This window comes from Microcoleus sp. A2-C3 (assembly GCF_036706065.1).
Taxonomy (GTDB): Bacteria; Cyanobacteriota; Cyanobacteriia; order Cyanobacteriales; family Microcoleaceae; genus Microcoleus.
Map to the genome: position 1 here is coordinate 13,712 of NZ_JAUBVX010000033.1, position 21,958 is coordinate 35,669.

General features: G+C 45.6%; 18 protein-coding genes. 7 read left to right on the forward strand and 11 right to left on the reverse strand.

Annotated elements, in window-relative coordinates:
* Positions 1 to 9 precede the first annotated feature (9 nt).
* From QUB66_RS18500 to QUB66_RS18510, 3 genes are read right to left on the reverse strand one after another with little or no spacing between them, the layout of a single operon-like run.
* Positions 10 to 1,242 (reverse strand): SGNH/GDSL hydrolase family protein, encoded by a 1,233-nt coding sequence (locus tag QUB66_RS18500; RefSeq protein ID WP_265234096.1) that lies wholly within the window; start codon positions 1,240 to 1,242, stop codon positions 10 to 12.
* 4 nt (positions 1,243 to 1,246) lie between these two features.
* Entirely contained in the window at positions 1,247 to 1,411 is a 165-nt protein-coding gene (locus tag QUB66_RS18505) for a DUF5989 family protein (protein WP_265234095.1), read from the reverse strand.
* Complete coding sequence (locus tag QUB66_RS18510; RefSeq protein ID WP_332969129.1) at positions 1,412 to 1,819, reverse strand: SxtJ family membrane protein; 408 nt, start codon at positions 1,817 to 1,819, stop codon at positions 1,412 to 1,414. It abuts the gene before it with no gap.
* On the opposite strand from QUB66_RS18510, the gene QUB66_RS18515 reads away from it, so the two are divergent.
* Positions 1,790 to 1,954: a hypothetical protein gene (locus QUB66_RS18515; protein WP_332969130.1), complete on the forward strand. Its 165-nt coding sequence runs from the start codon at positions 1,790 to 1,792 to the stop codon at positions 1,952 to 1,954. The two genes, QUB66_RS18510 and QUB66_RS18515, sit on opposite strands and share 30 nt — an antisense overlap.
* Here QUB66_RS18515 and QUB66_RS18520 read toward each other — a convergent pair.
* The 8 genes from QUB66_RS18520 to QUB66_RS18555 all read right to left on the reverse strand — a co-directional run bounded on the left by QUB66_RS18520 (position 1,951) and on the right by QUB66_RS18555 (position 14,117).
* On the reverse strand, positions 1,951 to 3,921 hold the full coding sequence (locus QUB66_RS18520) for a carbamoyltransferase family protein (protein ID WP_332969131.1): 1,971 nt from the start codon (positions 3,919 to 3,921) through the stop codon (positions 1,951 to 1,953). The genes QUB66_RS18515 and QUB66_RS18520 overlap by 4 nt on opposite strands.
* Positions 3,922 to 4,082: 161 nt before the next feature.
* On the reverse strand, positions 4,083 to 4,568 hold the full coding sequence (locus tag QUB66_RS18525; protein ID WP_265234092.1) for a hypothetical protein: 486 nt from the start codon (positions 4,566 to 4,568) through the stop codon (positions 4,083 to 4,085).
* Between the two features lie 167 nt (positions 4,569 to 4,735).
* Complete coding sequence (locus QUB66_RS18530; RefSeq protein ID WP_265234091.1) at positions 4,736 to 5,656, reverse strand: NAD(+) kinase; 921 nt, start codon at positions 5,654 to 5,656, stop codon at positions 4,736 to 4,738.
* 121 nt (positions 5,657 to 5,777) lie between these two features.
* Complete coding sequence (locus tag QUB66_RS18535; RefSeq protein WP_332969133.1) at positions 5,778 to 7,304, reverse strand: hypothetical protein; 1,527 nt, start codon at positions 7,302 to 7,304, stop codon at positions 5,778 to 5,780.
* 57 nt (positions 7,305 to 7,361) lie between these two features.
* Positions 7,362 to 11,204, reverse strand: a complete 3,843-nt coding sequence (gene cobN / locus QUB66_RS18540; RefSeq protein WP_332969135.1) for a cobaltochelatase subunit CobN — start codon at positions 11,202 to 11,204, stop codon at positions 7,362 to 7,364.
* Positions 11,205 to 11,496: 292 nt separating this feature from the next.
* A complete protein-coding gene (locus QUB66_RS18545; protein ID WP_332969136.1) occupies positions 11,497 to 12,369 on the reverse strand; it encodes an EamA family transporter in 873 nt (290 codons plus the stop codon).
* Positions 12,366 to 13,103 carry an ABC transporter ATP-binding protein gene (locus tag QUB66_RS18550; protein ID WP_332969137.1) on the reverse strand — a complete coding sequence of 246 codons (738 nt, stop codon included), beginning with the start codon at positions 13,101 to 13,103 and terminating at the stop codon, positions 12,366 to 12,368. Before QUB66_RS18550 ends, QUB66_RS18545 begins: the two co-directional genes overlap by 4 nt.
* Positions 13,104 to 13,304: 201 nt before the next feature.
* Positions 13,305 to 14,117, reverse strand: a complete 813-nt coding sequence (locus QUB66_RS18555) for an ABC transporter ATP-binding protein (RefSeq protein ID WP_332969139.1) — start codon at positions 14,115 to 14,117, stop codon at positions 13,305 to 13,307.
* Positions 14,118 to 14,147: 30 nt separating this feature from the next.
* On the opposite strand from QUB66_RS18555, the gene QUB66_RS18560 reads away from it, so the two are divergent.
* From QUB66_RS18560 to QUB66_RS18585, 6 genes are all read left to right on the forward strand, one after another.
* Complete coding sequence (locus tag QUB66_RS18560) at positions 14,148 to 14,357, forward strand: DUF433 domain-containing protein (protein ID WP_332969141.1); 210 nt, start codon at positions 14,148 to 14,150, stop codon at positions 14,355 to 14,357.
* A gap of 33 nt (positions 14,358 to 14,390) precedes the next feature.
* A complete protein-coding gene (locus tag QUB66_RS18565; protein WP_332969143.1) occupies positions 14,391 to 14,639 on the forward strand; it encodes a type II toxin-antitoxin system MqsA family antitoxin in 249 nt (82 codons plus the stop codon).
* 275 nt (positions 14,640 to 14,914) lie between these two features.
* Positions 14,915 to 18,124, forward strand: coding sequence for a HEAT repeat domain-containing protein (locus QUB66_RS18570; protein ID WP_332969144.1), 3,210 nt, complete (start codon positions 14,915 to 14,917; stop codon positions 18,122 to 18,124).
* 4 nt (positions 18,125 to 18,128) lie between these two features.
* Complete coding sequence (locus tag QUB66_RS18575; RefSeq protein ID WP_332969146.1) at positions 18,129 to 18,986, forward strand: Uma2 family endonuclease; 858 nt, start codon at positions 18,129 to 18,131, stop codon at positions 18,984 to 18,986.
* Between the two features lie 21 nt (positions 18,987 to 19,007).
* Positions 19,008 to 19,922 carry a Uma2 family endonuclease gene (locus QUB66_RS18580; RefSeq protein WP_332969147.1) on the forward strand — a complete coding sequence of 305 codons (915 nt, stop codon included), beginning with the start codon at positions 19,008 to 19,010 and terminating at the stop codon, positions 19,920 to 19,922.
* A 65-nt stretch (positions 19,923 to 19,987) separates the two neighbouring features.
* Positions 19,988 to 21,856 carry a tetratricopeptide repeat protein gene (locus tag QUB66_RS18585; protein ID WP_332969148.1) on the forward strand — a complete coding sequence of 623 codons (1,869 nt, stop codon included), beginning with the start codon at positions 19,988 to 19,990 and terminating at the stop codon, positions 21,854 to 21,856.
* The last annotated feature ends 102 nt before the right edge of the window (positions 21,857 to 21,958 follow it).

The following is a 21,958-nucleotide window of genomic DNA, read 5'->3' on the forward strand; positions in this document are numbered from 1 at the left end:
TTTGAATGATTAGGGTTGTTTTTTGGGGGCTTGAGACTGCTTCAGGTTTTCGCACAAATTGCGATCGATCAGGATGCTGCCCAGCCGGTGTCCCAGTTCGTTCCAGTGACCCCCACAGGGTACAGAATTCTCAAAACCGTGGGCGCACACTTGAAATTTTTCAGTATAACCTTGGAACTGTTCGGATAAATTCAGTACCCTAAAACCCTCGCGCGCGCCCAATTTTTCCAGCCGCCGATCGGGATAAAATAAATCCTGAATGTTGTACTCCTGCATAAACTTTTGCCGCTTAGCCGGATCGCGATCGACTTGCATCGGAGTGCCGATCGTCACAAGTAAGAAATCAGCATTTTTCTGCACGACTTCATTGCGAATCTCCACAATCAAACCTTCTGTCACCTTCCAGGCATCTTGCCAAGCTGCATCTTGAGGTGGAATGAAGTTTTTGGTACTCAAAGCGGTAAAATCCGCAGATAACTGCAACTTTTTCTGGTCTAAATCAATTTTTTTGATGACCTGCAAAATGCGCGAATTGTTGACGAGAAAACTGGGCAATCTATCTACGAATGAAACGGCTCTTGCGTTGCGGTCGATCGGTGCTAAATTGCGAAAAGACATATCCGGTACTAACTTGCCGCTAGCATTATACACAAAAAATGGTCGATAGTGGTCGTATTCTAGTTTGGGGGAATTGTTAATTACATCATTGCCAATAAAAAAGGCAAGAATTACAATATCAGGATTGTAATCCCATACTTTTTTTTGCAGCATTATCAATTCTTGAGCATTACCGTAACCCTGCACGCCGAAATTGATGACTTCAACATTTTTGCGTCCCTTAACAGCCTCGCAGTTGCCTAGTTTTCGCTCCAATTTTGACCAGAAAGTTTGTTCGACTGGTACGTGAATTGCTTCGGTGAAAGAATCGCCTAAAACTGCGATTCGGAGAGTGTTGGGAGGTTTGGCTTTTGTGTGTTCGCGATCGCGCAAACCCTCACTATTCACCTGCACAAAACTCTTACCTTCGCCGTTCCACTCGCCCGACACACCGGGTTTGAGCTTCCAACCCAGATCGCGATCGGCAGTGTGGAAACCTGTGGGTGCAGAGTCTGCGACATCAGGAATTTTTGGATAACCCTCAAATCTAGCAACTCGCAATCCAACTTCACCAATTATCACTCCCATCAACAAACCGCCGAGTGTCAAACCTAAATTGACACCCAAATTTTTCAACTTGCTCATTCTTTCAAAACAACGTGTAAATAAACGGAGCAATCACAGAACCCTGACTTAATACAATCAAAGCTCCCAAAAAGACTAAAGTCACAATTAACGGTAGCAGCCAATATTTTTGGCGTTCCTTCATAAACGCCCACAAATCTTTAAGAAAGTCTATTGTTGATTCAAACACTTAGAAAGGACGCTCCATACTAACTTTTGTTCTTGCTTTACTTGCGACGCGGTAAGTATCCATTTTAGGATTAAGTTTGCGCCGCATCGCATCTTCACCAAACAGGCTTTTAATAAATCCCATCGGCCAAATTATCAGGTAAAAAACTATCCCCAAAATAATCGGCGTTTCGATCTTATTGAGAGTCAGTCCAAACCGCATCCATGCGTGATAAACGGGATTCAACGATTTCGGTGCAACTAATGCTAGCACAACTAGGACTGCGCCGATTGCCCAAGGCCACCAAGGTATAGAATGCCGCCGCAGTAAAGGTACTGCTAAACCGAACACCAGTGCAATTAAGCCGCCAATTAGCAGCCCGAAATCGCGCAAGCCTTTTTGATCGAGTTTTTTTATTTCGTCGCTCATTGTGAAGGAAGAAGGAAGAGGGAAGAAGGAAGAGGGAAGAAGGAAGAGGGAAGAAGGAAGAAGGAAGAGGGAAGAAGGAAGAGGGAAGAAGGAAGAATTTCAGCTAATGACAACTGTCAACTGCCAACTGACTAATCTAGTTCAAATTCATTTTTCCAAGCATCATCTTGTTTCCAAGGAATTTGTTCTGATTTAGGAATTAAGAAATTCTCTAAAACCAGATAATCCATTTCGGTTCGCATGAAACAGCGGTAAGCATCTTCGGGAGTGCAAACAATGGGTTCGCCTCGGACGTTGAAAGAAGTATTTACCAGAATCGAACATCCCGATCGCTCTTCAAAGTGACTGATTAAGTCATAGTACCGAGGATTGGTTTCTTTGTGAACTGTTTGGATGCGAGCCGAGTAATCGACGTGGGTAACAGACGGAATTTCCGATCGCGGAATGTTGAGCTTTTCAATGCCAAACAACTGTTCTTGTTCGGGAGTCATCGGGATGCGGAGACTGGATTTGACAGGTGCTACCAATAGCATATAAGGGCTAGAATGGTCAATCTCGAAATAATCCGCAACTCGTTCGGCTAAAATTGACGGTGCAAAAGGTCGAAATGATTCCCGATATTTGATTTTCAGGTTCATCACGGACTGCATTTTAGCATTGCGTGGATCGCCAATGATCGATCGCCCGCCCAGAGCCCGCGGCCCAAATTCCATCCGCCCTTGGAACCATCCGACGACATTTCCCTGTGCCAAAATTTCCGCCAACTGCGGCATCAATTCGGCATCGTCCAATCGGTGATAGCTAGCTTTGACAGCATCCAAATATTCGAGAATTTCTGCGTCTGTAAACCTTGGCCCCAAATAGGAACCGCGCATTTTGTCGTGACAAGTTAAATGAGCCACCGACTTCGCCACTGTTGCGACAGCTTGGCTTGTAGTAAGGACTTCAGTCCTCTCCTCGTTCGTAGTAAGGACTTCACTCCTCTCTTGTTTGAGATTATTTGCGACAGGTAACTCGTCGCCCACAGTACGAGTTTGTTCGCAATACTGATACCAAATCGCCAAAGCCGCGCCCAAAGCACCGCCAGCATCTCCTGCGGCCGGTTGAATCCAAATATCTTTGAAAATACCTTCCCGCAAGAGTCGGCCGTTAGCAACGCAGTTGAGAGCAACGCCGCCCGCGAGACAAAGATAATCGACATCCAATTCTTTTTTAACTGTTCTGCAAAGCCGCAAAACAACTTCTTCGGTAACAACTTGAATGGAAGCTGCAATGTCCATTTCCCGCTGAGTCAGTTGTCCTTCACCTTGACGCGGCGGCCCTTCAAACAGTTCGTCAAACTTCTTATTTGTCATGGTTAAGCCAACTGTGTAGTTGAAATAATCCATGTTTAAACGGAAAGTTCCGTCATCTTTGAGATCCATCAAATGGGTGAGAATTTTGTCTACATACTTGGGTTCGCCGTAGGGCGCTAAACCCATGAGTTTGTATTCACCAGAGTTGACTTTGAAGCCTGTGTAGTAGGTGAAAGCTGAATAAAGCAAACCTAGGGAGTGGGGAAAATCGATTTCCCACTGAGGTGTTAGTTGGTTGCCGTCTCCCAGCCAAACGGAGGTTGTGGCCCACTCGCCTACGCCGTCGAGACACAAAACGGCGGCTTTTTGGAATGGGCTGGGGAAAAATGCTGAGGCTGCGTGGGATTGGTGGTGCTCGGTAAATAGCAGAGGTGGCAGTTTATTGGTTTTGCAGTTTGCTATTTCTGCTAAATCTCTTTTGAGCATGGTTTTGAGGTAAAGCTTTTCTTTCAGCCATATGGGCATGGCGGTTAGGAAAGAGCGAAAACCTTTGGGTGCGTAGGCTAAGTAGGTTTCGAGAAGGCGCTCGAATTTGATTAATGGTTTGTCGTAAAAGACTATGCGATCGACTTCCCGTAATTCTATGTTCGCTTCTTTTAGGCAATAGGCGATCGCATTCTTGGGAAATCTGGCGTCGTGCTTTTTGCGGGAAAATCTTTCTTCCTGCGCTGCGGCGATAATTTCTCCATCGCAAATTAAGGCTGCGGCGCTGTCATGGTAGTACGCCGAGATTCCAAGTATGTTCATCCGTCTCCTCACAAATCGCTATGCGCTCGTATCTGAGTATTTAGAATAGCAAATGATTATAGCTTTAGTGGTGCTGATTTGGAGTTGAGTTTTGCGATCGCCTCTAACTTTACCGCAATAAATCTCGGTGCGCGGCCCCTCAACCGTCTGACACCAACCAGCTAGCGCCTGCGAATCCTGCGCCCCCAAGCTCTTAAATAAGTGGCCGCGGGGAATTGATAAAATTCGCCTACCAACCACAGCACTATGCCTAAATGGGACAAAAAGGCTAAACCAGTCCAAGCAGCAGGCAGCCACGACAAGCGGCTGCCGGGAACCGGGGGAAAGTAGTAAGCGGAAAGTCCGAGCAAGATGGTGGGAAGGAAGATGAGACCGATCGCTGCGGCAAAATAAGGCCATCCGAATTCTACGCCTTCGAGGTGTGCTCCTATCCATTTTTTGCCATTCCAGTGCCAAGTTACCGGCGGCTGGCGATCGGCCATTTTGAGCGATTGCCTTTCTTCGTTGGCGGTAAAAATGTGCTGGCAGAAGTTGCAAGCTAGGGCTTCCATCATCGGCATGGTAGCAATTTCACCGGTGCGACAGACTGGACAGGGATATGTATCTTGAGAGTTGAAAGGTCTGGTTGATTTTTTAATAGTCTGCATGGATCGGGCTGCTTGTCAAGATATTGAGAGATCTTAACAGAGTTGGGTGAGGGCGGGTTTTTGTAAGTCGCAGAATATTTGATAGTGGGGTGGGGGCGGGTTTTGAGTGAAGTTATTGGTTGAGATGCGATCGATTGTCGCTAAACCCGCCGCTACATTAATGTAGATTAATTGCGGTGATTGTTGCTGTACTTAATTCGGGCTCCTGCCCATTGAAGTTTTTCCCTCAAAGTGCCGTAATAAGAATAGTTTTCTCGCAAAATGATAAACTTGGCTTCGCAGTCTGCCATCCGCACGTCTACGCGCTGTCCGGGCCAAATTGCTGTACCTAAAACGCCGTCCATCCAGAGTTTTGTGCTGAGTTCGTAATCTGCTAAGGGCCAAATGCTGACGACTGAACCGGGTGGTAAAACTACAGCCCGACTGGATAAGCTTAAAGGGCAAATCGGAGTAACTGCGATCGCATTCATCCCTGGATGAATAATCGGCCCGTGGGCGGAGGCGGTGTAGCAAGTTGAACCGGTGGGAGTTGCCACAATTAAGCCGTCGCCTTGATATTGATCGACGACTTCGCCGTCAACTTCCATTTCTAGAATACAGCTCGGCATTCGATCGGCAGAAGCGGGTTTGACACACATTTCATTAAGTGCCAAAAATCGATCGCTCTCCGGTTCCAGATTAGTTCTGTTTCCCTCAAAAACCGTCGCCTGCAACATCATCCGCTTCTGCACAGCATACCTATCTTCGGCTAGTCTGTCCCAAATCTCCTCAGTATTTTGGAAATCCTCAAAAGACTCGGTTAAAAAACCCAGATGTCCCCCCACATTCGCTGCCAAAATCGGGATACCGTCAGCAGCTAAATTCCGGGCTGCTGCCAGGGCTGTACCGTCGCCACCGAGGACTACTGCTAGATCGATAGGGCTGTTACTAGAAGCTAAAAATACTGGATATGGGTTATCTTTTGGGCCGCTGGGGCCCATTAAAACTTGACATCCGCGACTTTCTAACTGGCGGGCACATTGTTCTGCCCACCGCTGGCTGAGGATGTCTCTGGCTTTGTGGGCGATAATTACTTGTTTTAGTTGCACAATTAGTCCGTCGATTTTAGATTTTAGACTTCGGCTAGCGCTCAGTCGAAGGATTTCGCACTGCCAAGAAGGAAAGCTCCAAACCCTTATATAATAAGTCATTCGTCATCGAAAAATCCCATCAGCCATCAATACTCCGGGATTTGGGGCGGGGCCAGACAATGCTGGAATCGGCTGCGAGGATGCGAGAAACTGCGATCGCTCCAAGACGGTTGAGGTGGCTTGGATCGAAAAAAAAGTCGTTGCGGCCTGGCCACCGCTGCGAGAAGTCACGGAAAGCGAAGCCTTTTTGTCGCGAGAGTTGCTGCATTCGCTGCCGAAACTGCTGTTCTGCCGATCGACGTGTGGGATCTAAGTAGTCGTCGGTGAGGGGCAGATTGACGAAAATTAGGGGGATTTTGCGAGTTTTGGTAAATGCTACGACTGAATTAAAGGCTGTTGCTTGTTGGCCGCTGAGGTTGAAGTCTTCGTAGTCGCGATCGTACTTACCTGACACGTAAGGCCTTTGTCGATAATAGGTGTTGGGGTTGTAACTGCCTGACATAGACATGAATCCGTTAGAGTCGATCGCATCTGCTAATTCGCTGACTTGTCTAATTGCTACTTTTGTTGGTGGCGCTGCATTGTTAGCAACAGGCAAGATGCCCGTTCCACTAGACATAAATTTGACTGTGGGGTGGGCATCTTGCCCGCCCCTGGAAAGCTGATCGACAGATGCCTGTGCTCGGCGGAAAGTGCTGTTAGCGCAGGGCTGCGGGAATCTGTAACACTGGGGAATCACATTCGGTTCATCGGACACGAGTTGAGGACGAACGCCTGCTGCTAAAAGCTGGCTGCCTTCAGAATCGACGATCGAATTAAAAGTGCGATCGTCCCGGCCGCTGTTAAATGCGCGCACACCGTCCGCCCAGACAATCATTTGAGGCAAATAATCTGGCTTCAAAAGCCGCCGCAGTTGAAAGTCAACTACTTGGGCAGTTGCGCCGTTGATTGCAAAGTTGAATATTTTTAAGCCCGGACGCCCGGACGCGGCTAAAGCTTGTTTTAGCTGTTTGGGATCGACGCCTTGCAAGGCGCGGGAACTACCGACAATCAAAACATCTGGCGGGCCAACGGCTGCAACGTAGGATAGGTATAGTTCTAGCTGTTCGTCGAGTAAATCGCTGCTGAAGCTGACTGTACTAGCTTGCGATCGGGTTGCGCCCGCTTGCTGTTGGGAATAAACCAGGTTTTTCGTGTACTCGATGACTTTTTTCTCGGCAAACGCCCGCCGGGGACTGCCGGGGGGAACTGCTTGCATCCAAGCGACGGCTTGCACCCACAGGGCTGCTACTTCGTCCCACTCTTCTTTTGAATTGGCAGATTGAGCTAAATTAGAAGCTTGGGTGGCAAAGTTAATTGACTCCGCAAATGGGTCGTTTTGGGTGCAGGAGGAAGCGCTGAGGGCTTTTTGGTTTTTTTTGGGGTTTTTAGCCAACACAGAGCTTGGCAGCTCCGCTAGGGCTGCCGGTTCGGTGGTGTTAGATGCCCTAGGGCTGTTGGGCTGGTTGGGTTGCGAACATCCGGCTGTTAGGGCGATCGCGGTTGCGGCGGCGCAGGTAAGTTTTAAGATGTTAGTGGTCAGGCTAGCAATATAGCGGCGAATCATACAGCTTTCACCGTTGGCGAAACATTAGTAGATATTACCGCAAACGGTCTGGTCAGGTTAATTGCGTATTTCGGTATGGGATTCGATGACTGCTTCGGCTTGCAGGGCGATCGATCGCAATTTATCAAGAGTATCCTGATTAGCGCTCTGCCACAATCCCCGTTGACGAGCTTCTAACAATCTTTCCGCCATATCTCGCAGCGCCCAAGGATTATTTTCCTGAATAAATCCCTGCACTTTTTCATCAAAAATGTAAGCCTCTGCAATTCCTTCATACATGAAATCTTCTACACAATTTGCCGTCGCATCGTAAGCAAACAAAAAATCAACCGTTGCGGCAATTTCAAAAGCACCTTTATAACCGTGGCGCATCGCCCCTTCAATCCATTTTGGATTTACCGCCCTGCTGCGATAAACCCGCGCAATTTCTTCTTTGAGTTGGCGCACTTTCGGATTTTCGGGAATCGAGTTATCGCCAAAATAGGTTTCAGGATTTTTGCCTTGCAAATTGCGAATTGCCGCCGTCATTCCGCCTTGAAATTGATAATAATCATCGGAGTCGAGGATGTCGTGTTCGCGGTTGTCTTGGTTTTGCAAAACTATTTGCATTTGGCCGAGGCGTTTTTCAAATGCTTCTGGCGCACAACATCCCCATTCACTTTGTTTAACTCCTGCAACATCTCCCTGCAAATTTGAGGAACTAGAGGAAGTATAGGCGTAACTACTCCAATTAATGTAAGCTTTTGCTAAATCGCCGTCGTCTGTCCAGTTTTGAGCTTCAATTATGCCCTGAAGTCCCGCACCGTAAGCCCCCGGTTTTGAACCAAAGACTCGAAATTGCGATCGCACTTCTGCATCTTCCCGACTCAAGCCCACCGATTCCCAATCCAAAATCTCTTGTTTAACTTGCGCTGCTAAAGGATTATCTTCCGCAGGTTCATCTAAATTTGCCACAGCTTTTACCGCACTGTCAAACAAGTCTATTAAATTAAAAAAAGCATCACGGAAAAAGCCCGAAATTCGCAAAGTAACATCAACTCTCGGCCGCCCCAAAACAGCAACAGGCAATATTTCAAAATCTACAACCCGGCGCGAAGGCCCATCCCATATCGGTTGAACTCCGATTAATGCTAAGGCTTCGGCGATGTCATCTCCCCCTGTCCGCATTGTCGATGTTCCCCACACTGACAAACCCAAAGTTTTGGGATATTCGCCATTTTCTTGAGTGTATCTTTCGATCAAAGTTTCGGCCGCAACTCTGCCAACTCTCCAAGCAGTTTCTGTGGGAATGGCGCGGATATCTACTGAGTAAAAATTGCGGCCTGTGGGCAGTACATCGGGTCTGCCGCGGGTGGGCGCGCCGGATGCGCCGCTGGGGATGTGCCGCCCATCTAGTCCGCGCAACAGGTTAGTAATTTCTTGGTTTGTTTGGAGGAGTGAGGGTAAAAGATAGTTGGCAATCCAATCTAATTCTTGTTGCGTAGCTTCTCCTATTTCTGGATTTGTAACCGCCGATGGACGCGGATGAACGCGGATATTTTCGATTAAATTATCTACTAATTCGGCGGCTTTTTCTTCTAATTCTGCTGTTAAATCGCCCGCTGTAGTTAAGGGATCGAAATCTAACTTTAAGTCTTGGGCTAGGGAGCGGGTTAAGCCTGCGCGATTTGTGCTAGGATGGCGGGCGATCGCAATTATCAAATCTCGCAACTGTCTACCTTGGGGACATTGACCGAAAATGTGCAATCCGTCGCGAATTTGCGATTCTTTGAGTTCGCAAAGATAGCCATCTGTGCGGGTGATGAATTCGGTAAATTCTGATTTATTTAGCTGGATTCCTAAGTCTTTATCTAAATTTTCCTGGTTGGTGAGGGCTACAATGCGATCGCGAATCATGGGTAATCTGGAGGGATCTAAGCTTTGGGCTTCGCAATATTCGTCGATTAAGGCTTCTAATTGCTGCAAAGGCCCGTAAAGTTCGGCGCGAGTCATCGGCGGGGTCAGGTGGTCGATTATCACGGCTTGCGATCGTCTTTTTGCCTGGGAACCTTCCCCCGGATCGTTGACAATGAAGGGATAAAAATTCGGCATCGCGCCTAATGCTACTTCGGGATAACATTTGTTAGACAAGGCGATACTTTTACCGGGAAGCCATTCTAAATTACCGTGTTTTCCGGCATGAATTATCGCATCTATTCCCAACTTTTCGCGCAGCCAGTAATAGTAAGCGAGATAATTGTGGGTAGGTTCCAAATCTGGCGCGTGATAATTTAACGCCGGGTCAAGTTCGTAGCCCCGCGATGGTTGAATTCCGACAAACACATTACCGAATTGAATTCCGGGAATCGGAAAAGATGTATTTTCAGCGATTAAATCCTGTGCATGGATTCCTGGAATTCCCCATCTTTTAGAAATTCCATCCTGTACTTCTGGCGGTAAAGTAGTAAAGTATTTCTGATATTCTGCCAAATCCAAAGATTGATTAATAGGCCGCAATTCGCGTCCTTCCGGGTCATTTGTAACGCCAGAAGTCAGCATTTCAATTAACTCATTACCGCTAGCGGGGATATTTTTAACTTGATAACCGGCTTCCTGCATAGCTTTGAGGATTTCCACACAGCTAGCGGGCGTATCTAAGCCAACACCGTTGGCTAAGCGGGCGTTGCGGGTGGGATAATTGGCGAGAATTATGGCGATGCGTCTGTTGGCGGCGGGGGTTTGTTTCATTTTCACCCAATTCGCCGTTAAGTCTGCTACGAATGAAATGCGATCGTCCGCTGCGACATATCCTACCACATCTGTTTCTAATTCAGCATTCCAAGTTTGTACAGCTTTAAAAGAAACAGCCCTAGTAATAATTTTACCATCTACTTCTGGTAAGGCTACATTCATCGCCACATCGCGGGGCGAAAGTCCCTGTAATTCTGTTTCCCACTGTTCCAAACCGCCGCCGCTGAAGATGGCTTGCAAGATAGGAACATCTAAGGATTTTAAACTATTTTGTTCCGGTTCTGGACTGTTGAAACCGGAGACTGCAAAACTTGTAGTGTTGAGCAATAATTGAATTGGTTCTGAGTCTTTGGGTTGAAAATGTTCCAGCAATTCCACTTGCAAATCTGGTTCCCGCAGCGAAGACACAAAGACGGGAACTGGTACTAAGTTTCGCTCTGATAAAGCTTGACAAAGTGCATCAATAGGTGCTAGGTTTCCTGATAAGTAATGAGCGCGATAAAATAAGATTCCGACTTTAGTTTGTGATGGTAAACCCGGAGATCCCCCCCAGCCCCCCTTATTAAGGGGGGAGCAAGAAGTTGTCAAAGTCCTGTTTGTTAAGGGGGATTTTCGCCCACCCCAATCGTAAATCCCGACGCGGGAAACTGTTTGAGGTAGGGGCGGATTGTAAGCAGTTTTCAAACAAGTATCGGCGGCAAACTTGAGTGCATTAACAAAATTTTGGACTCCGCCTTCGGTGAAGTAGCGCCACAGTCTATCGACTGCTGATAGCGATACATTGGAATGGCTGATTAAATCGGGATCGGGACTATCTTCACCGGGCATCACAATCAATGCTGCATTAGTTTTCTGCACCGTTTCCCGCAGAATTTCTAACCCGTAAGACCAATAGGAACGCCCGCCTAACAGCCTTAAAATTATTACCTCCGCCTGTTCTAAAATTTCCTCTGCATAGGTGTCGATGGTTAATTGTTGCTGCAACTGAAGCAGATTTACGGCGCGCACTTTGGGGAATTCTGGCGGCATTTTGGAGGAGGCGGCCGCGAGTGTTTGAATGTCGGTGTCAGCAGCACTAATAAATACGATTGGTGCTGGGGTTTGCTGAATAAAAATTACTCCTTCTGCTTGAGGGTTCCAACCTCCGGGTGTGGCGGCTATTTTGTGCATTGTTTTTTTCCTCTATAAAAACGACAATCAAACTTAGATAACGGATACAATTGTAGGGTGTGTCGCCCTCGAAAATCTTTAAAAAATACAGACTATCTCATAGCGACGCACCTGACAAAATAGTCGATAAAATAAACCTAACACTTCTTTTATAGCAAAAATTTTGAGAATTTATATTAGAATCGCTTTTAAATAACCCAGGTGCGTCGCTTTCAGATGGTCGATACTTAGTTAGGTATTTATCGCAGGCGACGCACCCTACGGCTAGATTTTTTTAAGGTACTTGGGAAAATCATAATGTGATAAAGAAAACTCCCACAATCATGATAGCAGCTCCTAACAATCTTTGCTGAATATCTTTTTCTTTGAAAATGAAATGACCGAAGAGTACACCCATTAATACGCTGGTACGTTTAACTGCTATTACTTGCACTACTAAAGTCATTGTTAAAGCTTGCATCTGAAAAATGACTCCTAAAGCATTGAAAAATCCCATTGTTACTAGCAGCGGTAAGTTTTTGATGATTTTGCGGCTGGGGTTAGGGGTTTTCTTGAGTAAAACTGGTAGTAATACAATACTCATAGTCGTAAATAATGAGAATAACCAAAAAATTGGGGAGGAATTATGCACGCCTATTTTGTCAAAGTTTGAGGTGATACTCCAGAGGAATGCTACGATTAACATTAATTTTGGCCCTGGTTCGTACAGCAGTGCTTTGAAGGGCGCTAGGTATCCTTTAGATTTTTCTTTAATGTTTAATAGATAGGAGCCTGTGACTATGAGAAAAATTCCGATATAATCAAAAAAATTGGGATATTCGCCGACAATTAACGGTGAAGTGAACAGCATGAATAAGGGTGTCAAAGCTACTAGCGGTACTGTGAGGGATAAGTCCGATAGTTTGATGGCTTTAATGTAGAGGATAGCTGTGACTGCGTTGATGCTTCCTCCGATTGACAATGCTATCCAGAATTGCGGGTTTAGTTGCGGGTTTAATTGGGGTATTTTTATGAAAAATAGAAAGGGAGTTAAAAAGACGGCTGAAAAAAATGCTAGTGACCAAGCTACCACGTATTCGTCGTTTTTTTTCAGGTTTTGCTTGCCAAAAACGTCTTTTATTGCTTCAAAAAAAGCAGTGAGAATTCCAAAAATTAACCAAGTCAACCTAAATATGCGCTCCTGATTCGCTCGTCGTTTAGCAAGTCCAATCCTATACCTGTGAGGGTAATTTTACCAGCTTCTAGTACGTAGGCCCGATCGGCAATTTGGAGTGCTAAGTTGGCGTTTTGTTCGACCAATAGAATTGTAACGCCCGTAGAGCGCAGGTTTTGAATAATTGCGAAAATTTCTTTGACGATCGCAGGTGCTAAGCCTAAACTCGGTTCGTCTAATAATAGCAGTTTCGGGCGGCTCATGAGCGCGCGGGCGATCGCCAACATTTGCTGTTCCCCACCGCTAAGGGTTCCCGCCAGTTGAGTGCGCCTTTCTGCTAGGCGCGGAAATAGCTCGAATTGGCGGGTTAAATCGGCTTTGATGGCCGCAAAGTCCGATCGCACATAGGCCCCTAATTCCAAGTTTGTCAACACCGTTTGCTGCGCCAAAACCCTTCGCCCTTCTGGACTGTGGGCGATTCCCAATTTTACCACTTCGTGAGCTTGACGGCGCGTGATATCGCGCCCGCTATAAATAATTTGTCCTTGACGCAAATTAACTATTTTAGAAATTGCTCTCAGCGTCGTACTTTTCCCCGCACCGTTAGCACCGATGAGGCTGACAACTTCGCCTGCATTTACGGTTAAATCAACATTTGTGAGGGCTTGAATTCCTCCGTAATTTACACAGAGGTTTTTGACTTCTAAGAGGATGTTTTCGTTGGTTTTAATTGGGCTGTGCTGCATTTATTGTGATTTCAAAAAATATTGAGCAATTACGTTTATCTTTTTCCCAGCAGTCCGCCAGGGGTTGAAAACCCCTGTCTCATAGCTAAAGTCCTCTTTTAGAGGACTATAAGGTATTATAACTCTTATTCCGCTTGTGGAAATTCTATGTAAAGGCGCAATTTTAATCAGTTGTTTCGCATCGATTTTATCAATTTTATTTTATGCTTCATCTCCCAAATAAGCTTCAATCACAGCAGGATTATTCCTCACCACACCAGGCTCACCCAAGGCAATAAGTTGACCGAAATGCAGCACCGCAATTCGATCGCACAATCCCATAACTAGCGGTACGTGATGCTCGATCAATATTACAGTTAAATTGAATTGTTCCCGCACTTCGCGGATAAATTCACTTAACTTGTGCTTTTCGCTGGGATTCATCCCCGCCGCTGGTTCATCTAACAGCAATATTGTCGGTTCTAGGGCTAGGGCGCGGGCAATTTCTAAGCGCCTCTGATCGCCGTAGGGCAGGTTTTTGGCTTGTTCTGCCGCGCGATCGCCCAAACCGACCAAATCCAACAATTCCCTGGCTTTCCGCTGGGTTTGGCGCTCCATTGCGTTAGATTCTGGTAAGGCTAAAATCCCCGATAGTAGCGATAATACCGGATTTTGCGATCGGCTGTGGATGTGTCGGGCGATCGCCACGTTATCCAAAACAGAAAGTTCTCCAAACAACCGAATATTTTGAAAAGTGCGCGCAATACCTTTATTGGCAATTTGATAAGGCCGCAATTTAGAAATATTTTCGTCTTGATAAATCAGATTGCCACTAGAAGCAGGTATCAGTCCAGTCATTACATTAAACAAAGTGGTCTTGCCAGCGCCGTTAGGGCCGATCAATCCAAAAATCTCGTGTTTTTGAACTGCAAAAGATACATCGTTTACAGCCACTAAACCGCCAAAACTGCGAGTTAATCCTTGTGCTTCTAAGATGGAAGTGCTTTTTGAGAGGGTAAGTGGTTCGGAAATCATCAAATATGATAAAATAGCTATTATCTAATTATGCCTCAAATTATGGATGCTCAAAAACTTTTAGAACGAATCACCGTAAACCCCAAAATATTTAACGGAAAACCGATTATTCGGGGTCGCCGTCTGGCTGTTGAGCATATTCTAGGAATGCTAGCCGCCGGCGACACTCCTGAAACCATTTTAGAAGGATATTCTTGGCTAGAAAGAGAAGATATTCAAGCTGGTCTAATTGTCGATTGAGAATCCGAAATCCGGGATAATGAGGATAAACTCATGCGAAAAATCCGATGCAATACCTGCGGTAGCAACCGCTATGAGGAACGTATAATTAATTACCTTTACAGTCACAAGGGTAAATACTTGCTAGTTCCTAACACGCCTGTTGAGATTTGTCTTGATTGCGGTATGATTTATTATGATGCAGCAGTGCTTAAAGAAATTGAACGCCGTTTTTTTGCTATTCACCAGCAGCATGAAATGCCTGATTCATATATCCAAATTCCTACCAAAAGTTACACGTAAATCATTTTTGGTTGGTTTGGGAAGATGCGATGCTCGTTCTTAGCAGCATTGAAAATAGATTCACTGCTGTAATTTTCCCATAACACCAACTATAAATTCAAATAATTATATTCTTAAAATCCCGCTTTTTAAGGAAATTTATAGAGCGACTATCAATTTCGCGGCTGACAAGCACAAATTTAGATCGCCCGGATTCAGAAAACCAGTGTGATGAGAATGTAGATACAATTATTCAAATGGCTGAGACGGCTGATCAAATATAAGGATTCTGGCCCATGACAACGCACTACCGAAAAAAATTAGTTGCCGTAATTGCCCTCTCGTTTTTATCTTTCACATCGCCTTTGCTGTTGATTCGCAGCGCTGGGGCTGAAAGTGTCAGCGCAGCAAAAGCTAGTTCCAAAGAGATTTCCTCCCTCATTCAGAAGTTAAAGAGCAACGATGAAAAGGAACTTGATGCAGCTATTGAGAAGTTAGTAAAAATAGGTGAACCAGCTATCCCTGCTTTGATTGAATCTTTGCGGGATAAGAATTTAGTAGTCCGCCAGAGTGCTTCCCAGGTTCTCGAAAGAAATGGCCCGCAATCTATTCCTGCCCTTGTCAAAGCGTCGAAAAACTCGGACGTAAAGGTACGCCGTAATGCTGTCAACTTGTTAAAAATAATTATGAGTCAGAATTATGACTGGTCTGGATCGTGGCAAGAACTTAAAACTTCTGCTGTGCCACAGCTAATTTTCTTGCTGAAAGACTCCGATGCAGACGTGCGTAGCAGTGCAGCCCGTGCTTTGGGGAATATTCCTGCAAAAGCTAAAACTGTTGTGCCACAGCTAATTTTCTTGTTGAAAGACTCCGATGCAGAGGTGCGTTACAGTGCAGCCTATGCTTTGGGGAGTATGGGTGCAGAAGCTAAAACTGCTGTGCCGCAGCTAATTCCCTTGCTTAAAGACTCCAATGCAGATGTTCGTAGGAGTGCCGCCAGTGCCTTGGGGAGTATCGCAGAAGCTAAAACTGTTGTGCCACAGCTAATTCCCCTGCTGAAAGACTCCGATGCAGGTGTGCGTAGTAGTGCCGCCAATGCTTTGGGGAGTATGGGTGCAGAAGCTAAAACTGTTGTGCCGCAGCTAATTCTATTGATGAAAGACTCCGATGCAGGTGTGCGTAGTAGTGCCGCCAATGCTTTGGGGAATATCGGTGCAGAAGCTAAAACTGTTGTGCCGCAGCTAATTCTATTGATGAAAGACTCCGATGCAGAGGTACGTAGCCGTGCTGCCGATGCTTTGGAAAATATCGGTAAAAAAGCTAAAACTGCTTTGCCACAGCTAATTCTATTGCTTAAAGATTCCGATGCAGATGTGCGTAGCAGTGCCGCCAATGTCTTGGGGAATATCGGTGCAGAAGCTAAAACTGCTGTGCCGCAGCTAATTCCCTTGATTAAAGACTCTGATGCAGGTGTGCGTAGCAATGCCGCCAGTGCCTTGGGGAATATCGGTGCAGAAGCTAAAACTGCTGTGCCACAGCTAATTCTCTTGCTTCAAGACTCCGATGGAAATGTACGTAGCAGTGCCACCAAGGCTTTGGGGAGTATGGGTGCAGAAGCTAAAACTGCTGTGCCGCAGCTAATTCTCTTGCTGAAAGATTCCGATAAACTACGTAGCAGTGCCGCTTATGCCTTGGAAAACATTGCTCTTAGCCTTCAAGAAAAGGCAAAGACGCTAACTCCATCGGAGCTAAATCAGGCGGTGTCAAACCTAGAATCAGCCTTAAAAATTTTTGAACAGTATGAACCTGAACGTGATGATGAATATGTTTCAGTAGATGGCTCGGTAAAGAAGAGAACGATCGCAAATCTTCGTGTATACATCAAGAATCTCAAAGCCGAACAAAACGCCAACTTATTCAATTTAATTAGCCAGAATCAATGGGTAGCAGCAGCAATAATTTACCTAATCTTCTTCCCCTCCCTGTGGTTTGCAATCCTCCGGCTGCGTCCCCTATGGCTGCTGCGAATCAACGACGCACTCAAACCCTACGAATTTAAACTACCTGAAACATGGGGCGGTGCTCCCGTGCGAATTCGCGACCTTACCTTTATCAGTATTTTTATTTACCGTCCCAGAGTTCTAGATTCCTGGGTTTCGGCCCACATCGAAACAGTCCGCGAACAATTTTCTCAACGAAATACAGTCAAAAGCCGCGCTACTTACATCCCAGTTTCTTTTGAATTAGACGACAAAAAACTACCTCAACTTAGGGGTCAAGATTTGCCATCAATTTTCACCAAAAAGCGAATCTGTCTGCTCATCTGGGGTGAAGGCGGTATCGGCAAAACTAGCATCGCTTGTCAAATTGCAGATTGGGCAATGGAACCCGATAAAACCAAACGCCTCTGCAAACATCTAATGATTCCAATCTTGATCGAAGAAGAACTAGACAGTAAAGTCGCTGAAGGCAAAAATCCATTTTTTGAAGCCATACGCGGTCAACTAAAATCTATCACCAACCATCCCACCCCGATTTCTGAAGAACTGCTGCAAAAATTGCTACAACAGCGCCGCATTCTGGTAATTGCCGACCACTTTTCAGAAATGGCAGAAACAACCCAAAAGGAAATTGATCCTAATGCTGCCGATTTTCCGATCAATGCTTTGGTTGTGACTTCGCGACTTGATTCCACAATGAGTAAAGCCAACAAAAACACGCTTCACCCGTTGCGAATTGAGGGATCGGAACTATCAGCTTTCATGGAAAAATACTTAGATAAGCTAGGGAAATTGAATCTTTTTAACGGTTCGCAATTTCATTATGCCTGCGGCGATTTGGCTAAACTTTTAGAGGAAATCAGAATTCAAGGCCGAAGTACAACTGTATTGTTTGCCAAACTGTACGCCGATGTGTTGGTCGCGAAAATGGAAGGCAACAAAACGGGTAAATTACCTGAAAATATACCAGATTTAATGCTTTCCTACCTCAACGAACTGAACCGGGACATGGTAGAGAATAAATTGACAGATATCACGGTTCACGAAGATGCTAAATTGCTCGCTTGGGAATGCCTGAAACTCACTTATCGACCCACTAGCACTAAGATTGAAGATGCCATCAATGCGCTATCTGCATTCCATTCACAAGATGTCGATAGACGCTTCAACTATCTCGAAGAAAAACTCCACCTCATCCAAACGAATGTTCCTAGTAAAGAGAATATCCGCTTTGTACTTGACCCCGTAGCCGAGTATTTAGCAGGATTGCATTTAGTTGATATTTATGGTGAAGATGAAATCAAGTGGCGCGATTTTATAATAGATGCAGACTTTCAAAATTCGCCAGAGGCAATTAAAGGTTTTATGTTAGCGGTTCGTGATTGTTATTTGGCCAAGATTCCCGGTGCAAGAGATACTAACTTTTTGCCGAAAGAAATCGCAGCGCGCTATAATGTCCTAATTACCGTACCGCCTCAACATCCTCCAGCCGTCTCGCCAGGGTAATCCTATGACTGCATACAAACATGACTCGCAGCCTTCCCAAGCAAAAGTGCTACCGACGATGTACGATCTACCTAGCGAAGACCCGGAGGAGCCTGGTTTGCCTGACGAATATCACCGCTTGCAAGCACAAGTTTTGTGCGATAGCTGCATTCCCCCTAATTATCCAGCCGATCGCGTATTCTCTGCCAGCGATCTGAATCTATACTACGACTCCAACCACCTCAATTGGTACAAAAGACCCGATTGGTATTTAGTTGTCGGCGTTTCGAGATTTTACCAAGACAGAGACTTGCGCCAAAGTTACGTGATTTGGGATGAGGTGGTAAGTCCTTTAATTGCGATCGAATTTCTATCACCAAGTACGGAAGATGAAGATTTAGGGCTGACAGAATCAGAACCCAACAAACCGCCGACTAAATGGCAAGTTTACGAGAGAATTTTGAAAATTCCTTATTACTTTGTTTTTAGCAAATACAACAATCAACTGAGAGTATTTCGCTTAATTGGCAACCGTTACCGCGAACAAGTGTTAACAGGTTCTCGATTCTGGATACCGGAAATCCAGTTAAGTTTGGGTTTGTGGGAAGGTGTTTTCCTCCAAAATGAAAGGTTGTGGCTGCGCTGGTATGATCTTAATGGCAATTTGGTTCTGACTCCTGAAGAATTTGAAAGACAGCGAGCTCAATTGGAAAGTCAACGAGCTGAATTGGAACGCCAACGAGCCGAATTTGAAAGGCAGCAAGCTGAAATTGAAAGACAGCAAGCTGAATCGGAAAGGCAACGTGCTGAATTTGAAAAACAACGGGCAAATCAATTGGCCGATCGCCTGCGAGACATGGGCATTAATCCAGATGAACTGTAGTTTTATGCTAATCATATAACCATGTACATACCAGATTCGCAATCTTCCCAAGCAAAAGTGCTACCGACGATGTACGATCTACCTAGCGAAGACCCGGAGGAGCCTGGTTTGCCTGACGAATACCACCGCTTGCAAGCACAAGTTTTGTGCGATAGCTGCATTCCCCCTAATTATCCAGCCGATCGCGTATTCTCTGCCAGCGATCTGAATCTATACTACGACTCCAACCACCTCAATTGGTACAAAAGACCCGATTGGTATTTAGTTGTCGGCGTTTCGAGATTTTACCAAGACAGAGATTTGCGCCAAAGTTACGTGATTTGGGATGAGGTGGTAAGTCCTTTAATTGCGATGGAATTTTTGTCACCAAGTACGGAAGATGAAGATTTGGGGCTGACAGAATCAGAACCAAACAAACCGCCGACTAAGTGGCAGGTTTACGAGAGAATTTTGAAGATTCCCTATTACTTTGTTTTTAGCAAATACAACAATCAACTGAGAGTATTTCGCTTAATTGGCAACCGTTACCGCGAACAAGTGTTAACAGGTTTTCGATTCTGGATACCGGAAATACAGTTAAGTTTGGGTTTGTGGGAAGGTGCTTTTCTCCAAAATGAAAGGTTGTGGTTGCGCTGGTATGATCTTAATGGCAATTTGGTTCTGACTCCTGAAGAATTTGAAAGACAGCGAGCTCAATTGGAAAGCCAACGAGCCGAATTTGAAAGGCAGCAAGCTGAAATTGAAAGACAGCAAGCTGAATCGGAAAGGCAACGTGCTGAATTTGAAAAACAGCAAGCTGAATCAGAAAGGCAACGTGCTGAATTTGAAAAACAGCAAGCTGAATTAGAAAGGCAACGTGCTGAATCAGAAATGGAGCGAGCAAATCGTTTAGCCGATCGCCTGCGAGCAATGGGCATTAATCCAGATGAACTGTAAAATGAAGTAGCAGCGTGAAATACTGTCTGCTGTCTCAATAAAAATTTATTAACTAAAAATAACTTATGCCAGAATCTACCTCATTGCGCGATCGCTACCTAGCACTGATCGATAAAATTGTCGAAATCACCCTCAAAGGTCAAATTCGCTCTAAAGAACAAGTTTATCAAATGCTGGTGCAAGACATTGGCACCGGCACCGGCGAAATCTTTGAACGCTGTTTCGGCGAACGCTTAGATGCCACCGAAAACCTGCTGAGAAATGAAAAGGACGAAATCAAACAAGCCAAGGCAAATCGTAGCCTCAGAGCGCTAAAAACCATCCAAGGAGAATGGGAACGCTGGCAGAAGGATAACCGAGTCGATCGCGAAATTGCATCTTCCATCCAACAAATCCTTACCGCCGAATCCAACGGCCGCCTCCTGGCAATATTGCAAATAATCGATCCCAATAAAGAACATCCGCTGACTTTAGAGCAATTGCAGCAGTTGTCCAAATCCGTGCACCAACAAATGCTGCAAACTACCAATCCCGAAACCGAGCGAGATTTGCAGCAAATCACCAGCGGGATTGCCAAAGGTTTAGAATCTTGGCAGCGCTTGGAACCGGAACTCGTCGGCTGGATTTATCAGCCGCAGCAGCTAGGATTCGCTGGTAGTCCCGAACAAAATGGGCCTTGGGCTTTTTGGGCAAAAAAGGTTAATAGTCCGTTTCCTCACGCTCTTTTGCAGACTATTGCCAGGGGTGATTCTATCGTTGAACTGGCAGCTAAGCAGTCTAATGTAGAATTAGGTACATTGGTGGAATTGGCGATTATTTTGCAGTGCTTGCAGCGGGCTTTGGCGACATGGTTTGACAAGCAAGTTTATGATTCCAAAGTATCCACAAAAGCTTCAATTTCTACTTACATTACTTTTGCGGTAATTTGGAGTCAGCTAGCTAGTGGATTTAATAATTCTACTAAGAGCGGGGAGCAGTTGGCAAATGCTTGTTTTCAAGTGACTTTGCAAATTTTGCGCGCGTTTTCTCAGCGGGAATACTTTCCGCTTTATGGCGGGATTTTTGCTTCGTTTGATGGTAAAGCTCTGCGGCATACTTTGGATTATTTAGATGAACCTCTGCGCCGTGTTGAGGGTACTCAAGCTAAGGCTCGGATTTTGACACTTTTGGGTTATTCGATGCAGGCGGCTGGGGCCTATGAGCGATCGATCTTACTGCACAAGCAAGCGCTGGAAATTGCCCGTCTGGAGGAGGATAAGGCCTGCGAAGTTGCTAATCTCAATCACATCAGCCGCAATTATGTTGCTCAAAAAAATTATCAAGAAGCGATTAATTACAGTCAGCGGGCTTTAATTATGGCACGACAAGCGGGAGAGCGGCAAGGTGAGGCAAATGCGCTGGCTAATTTGGGCTACAGCGAGGTGTTTCAAGCGCGGCAGTTGGAGGAGGTGGAACCGGACGTTTATGAAAGTGCGATCGGCTATTTGGAGCAAGGCTTGTTATTATCGGAGAAATTGGGAGACAGGCAAAGTCAAGCTTTTTGCTCTAGCAGCCTCGGAATTGCTAAAATTGCTCTGGAAAATGCCGCCGGTGCGATCGAGTATTTGGTCAAAGGTTGGCAAGCTGCCCAATTTTCGGGCGATTTGTATTTGCAAGGTCTGAATTTGGCTTATTTGGCTCAAGCTTATTACAGGATGAATGAACTAGAACAAGCGATATTTGCTGGTAGTTTGGGGATGTATACTTTGGAGCAAATTGGGGCGATGGAGTGGCGGCAATCGGCTGGTTTGCTGACTATTTTGCGCGGACAAATGGGGGCTGAAGCTTTTAAAGAATCTTTGGCGAAAAGTCGATCGAATATCATTCCGGTAATTGGTGTTGATGGCTACGATTACATCCCAGAATTGCTGGAAAAATATCAGCAATCTATTTAACTCTTTGTGGAACAGGCATCTTGCCTGTTGCTAAGAAAGGGGGCGGGTTCTCCGGCCCACCCCATAATCAAATTCATCAAGAGTGGCACAGGCATCTTGCCT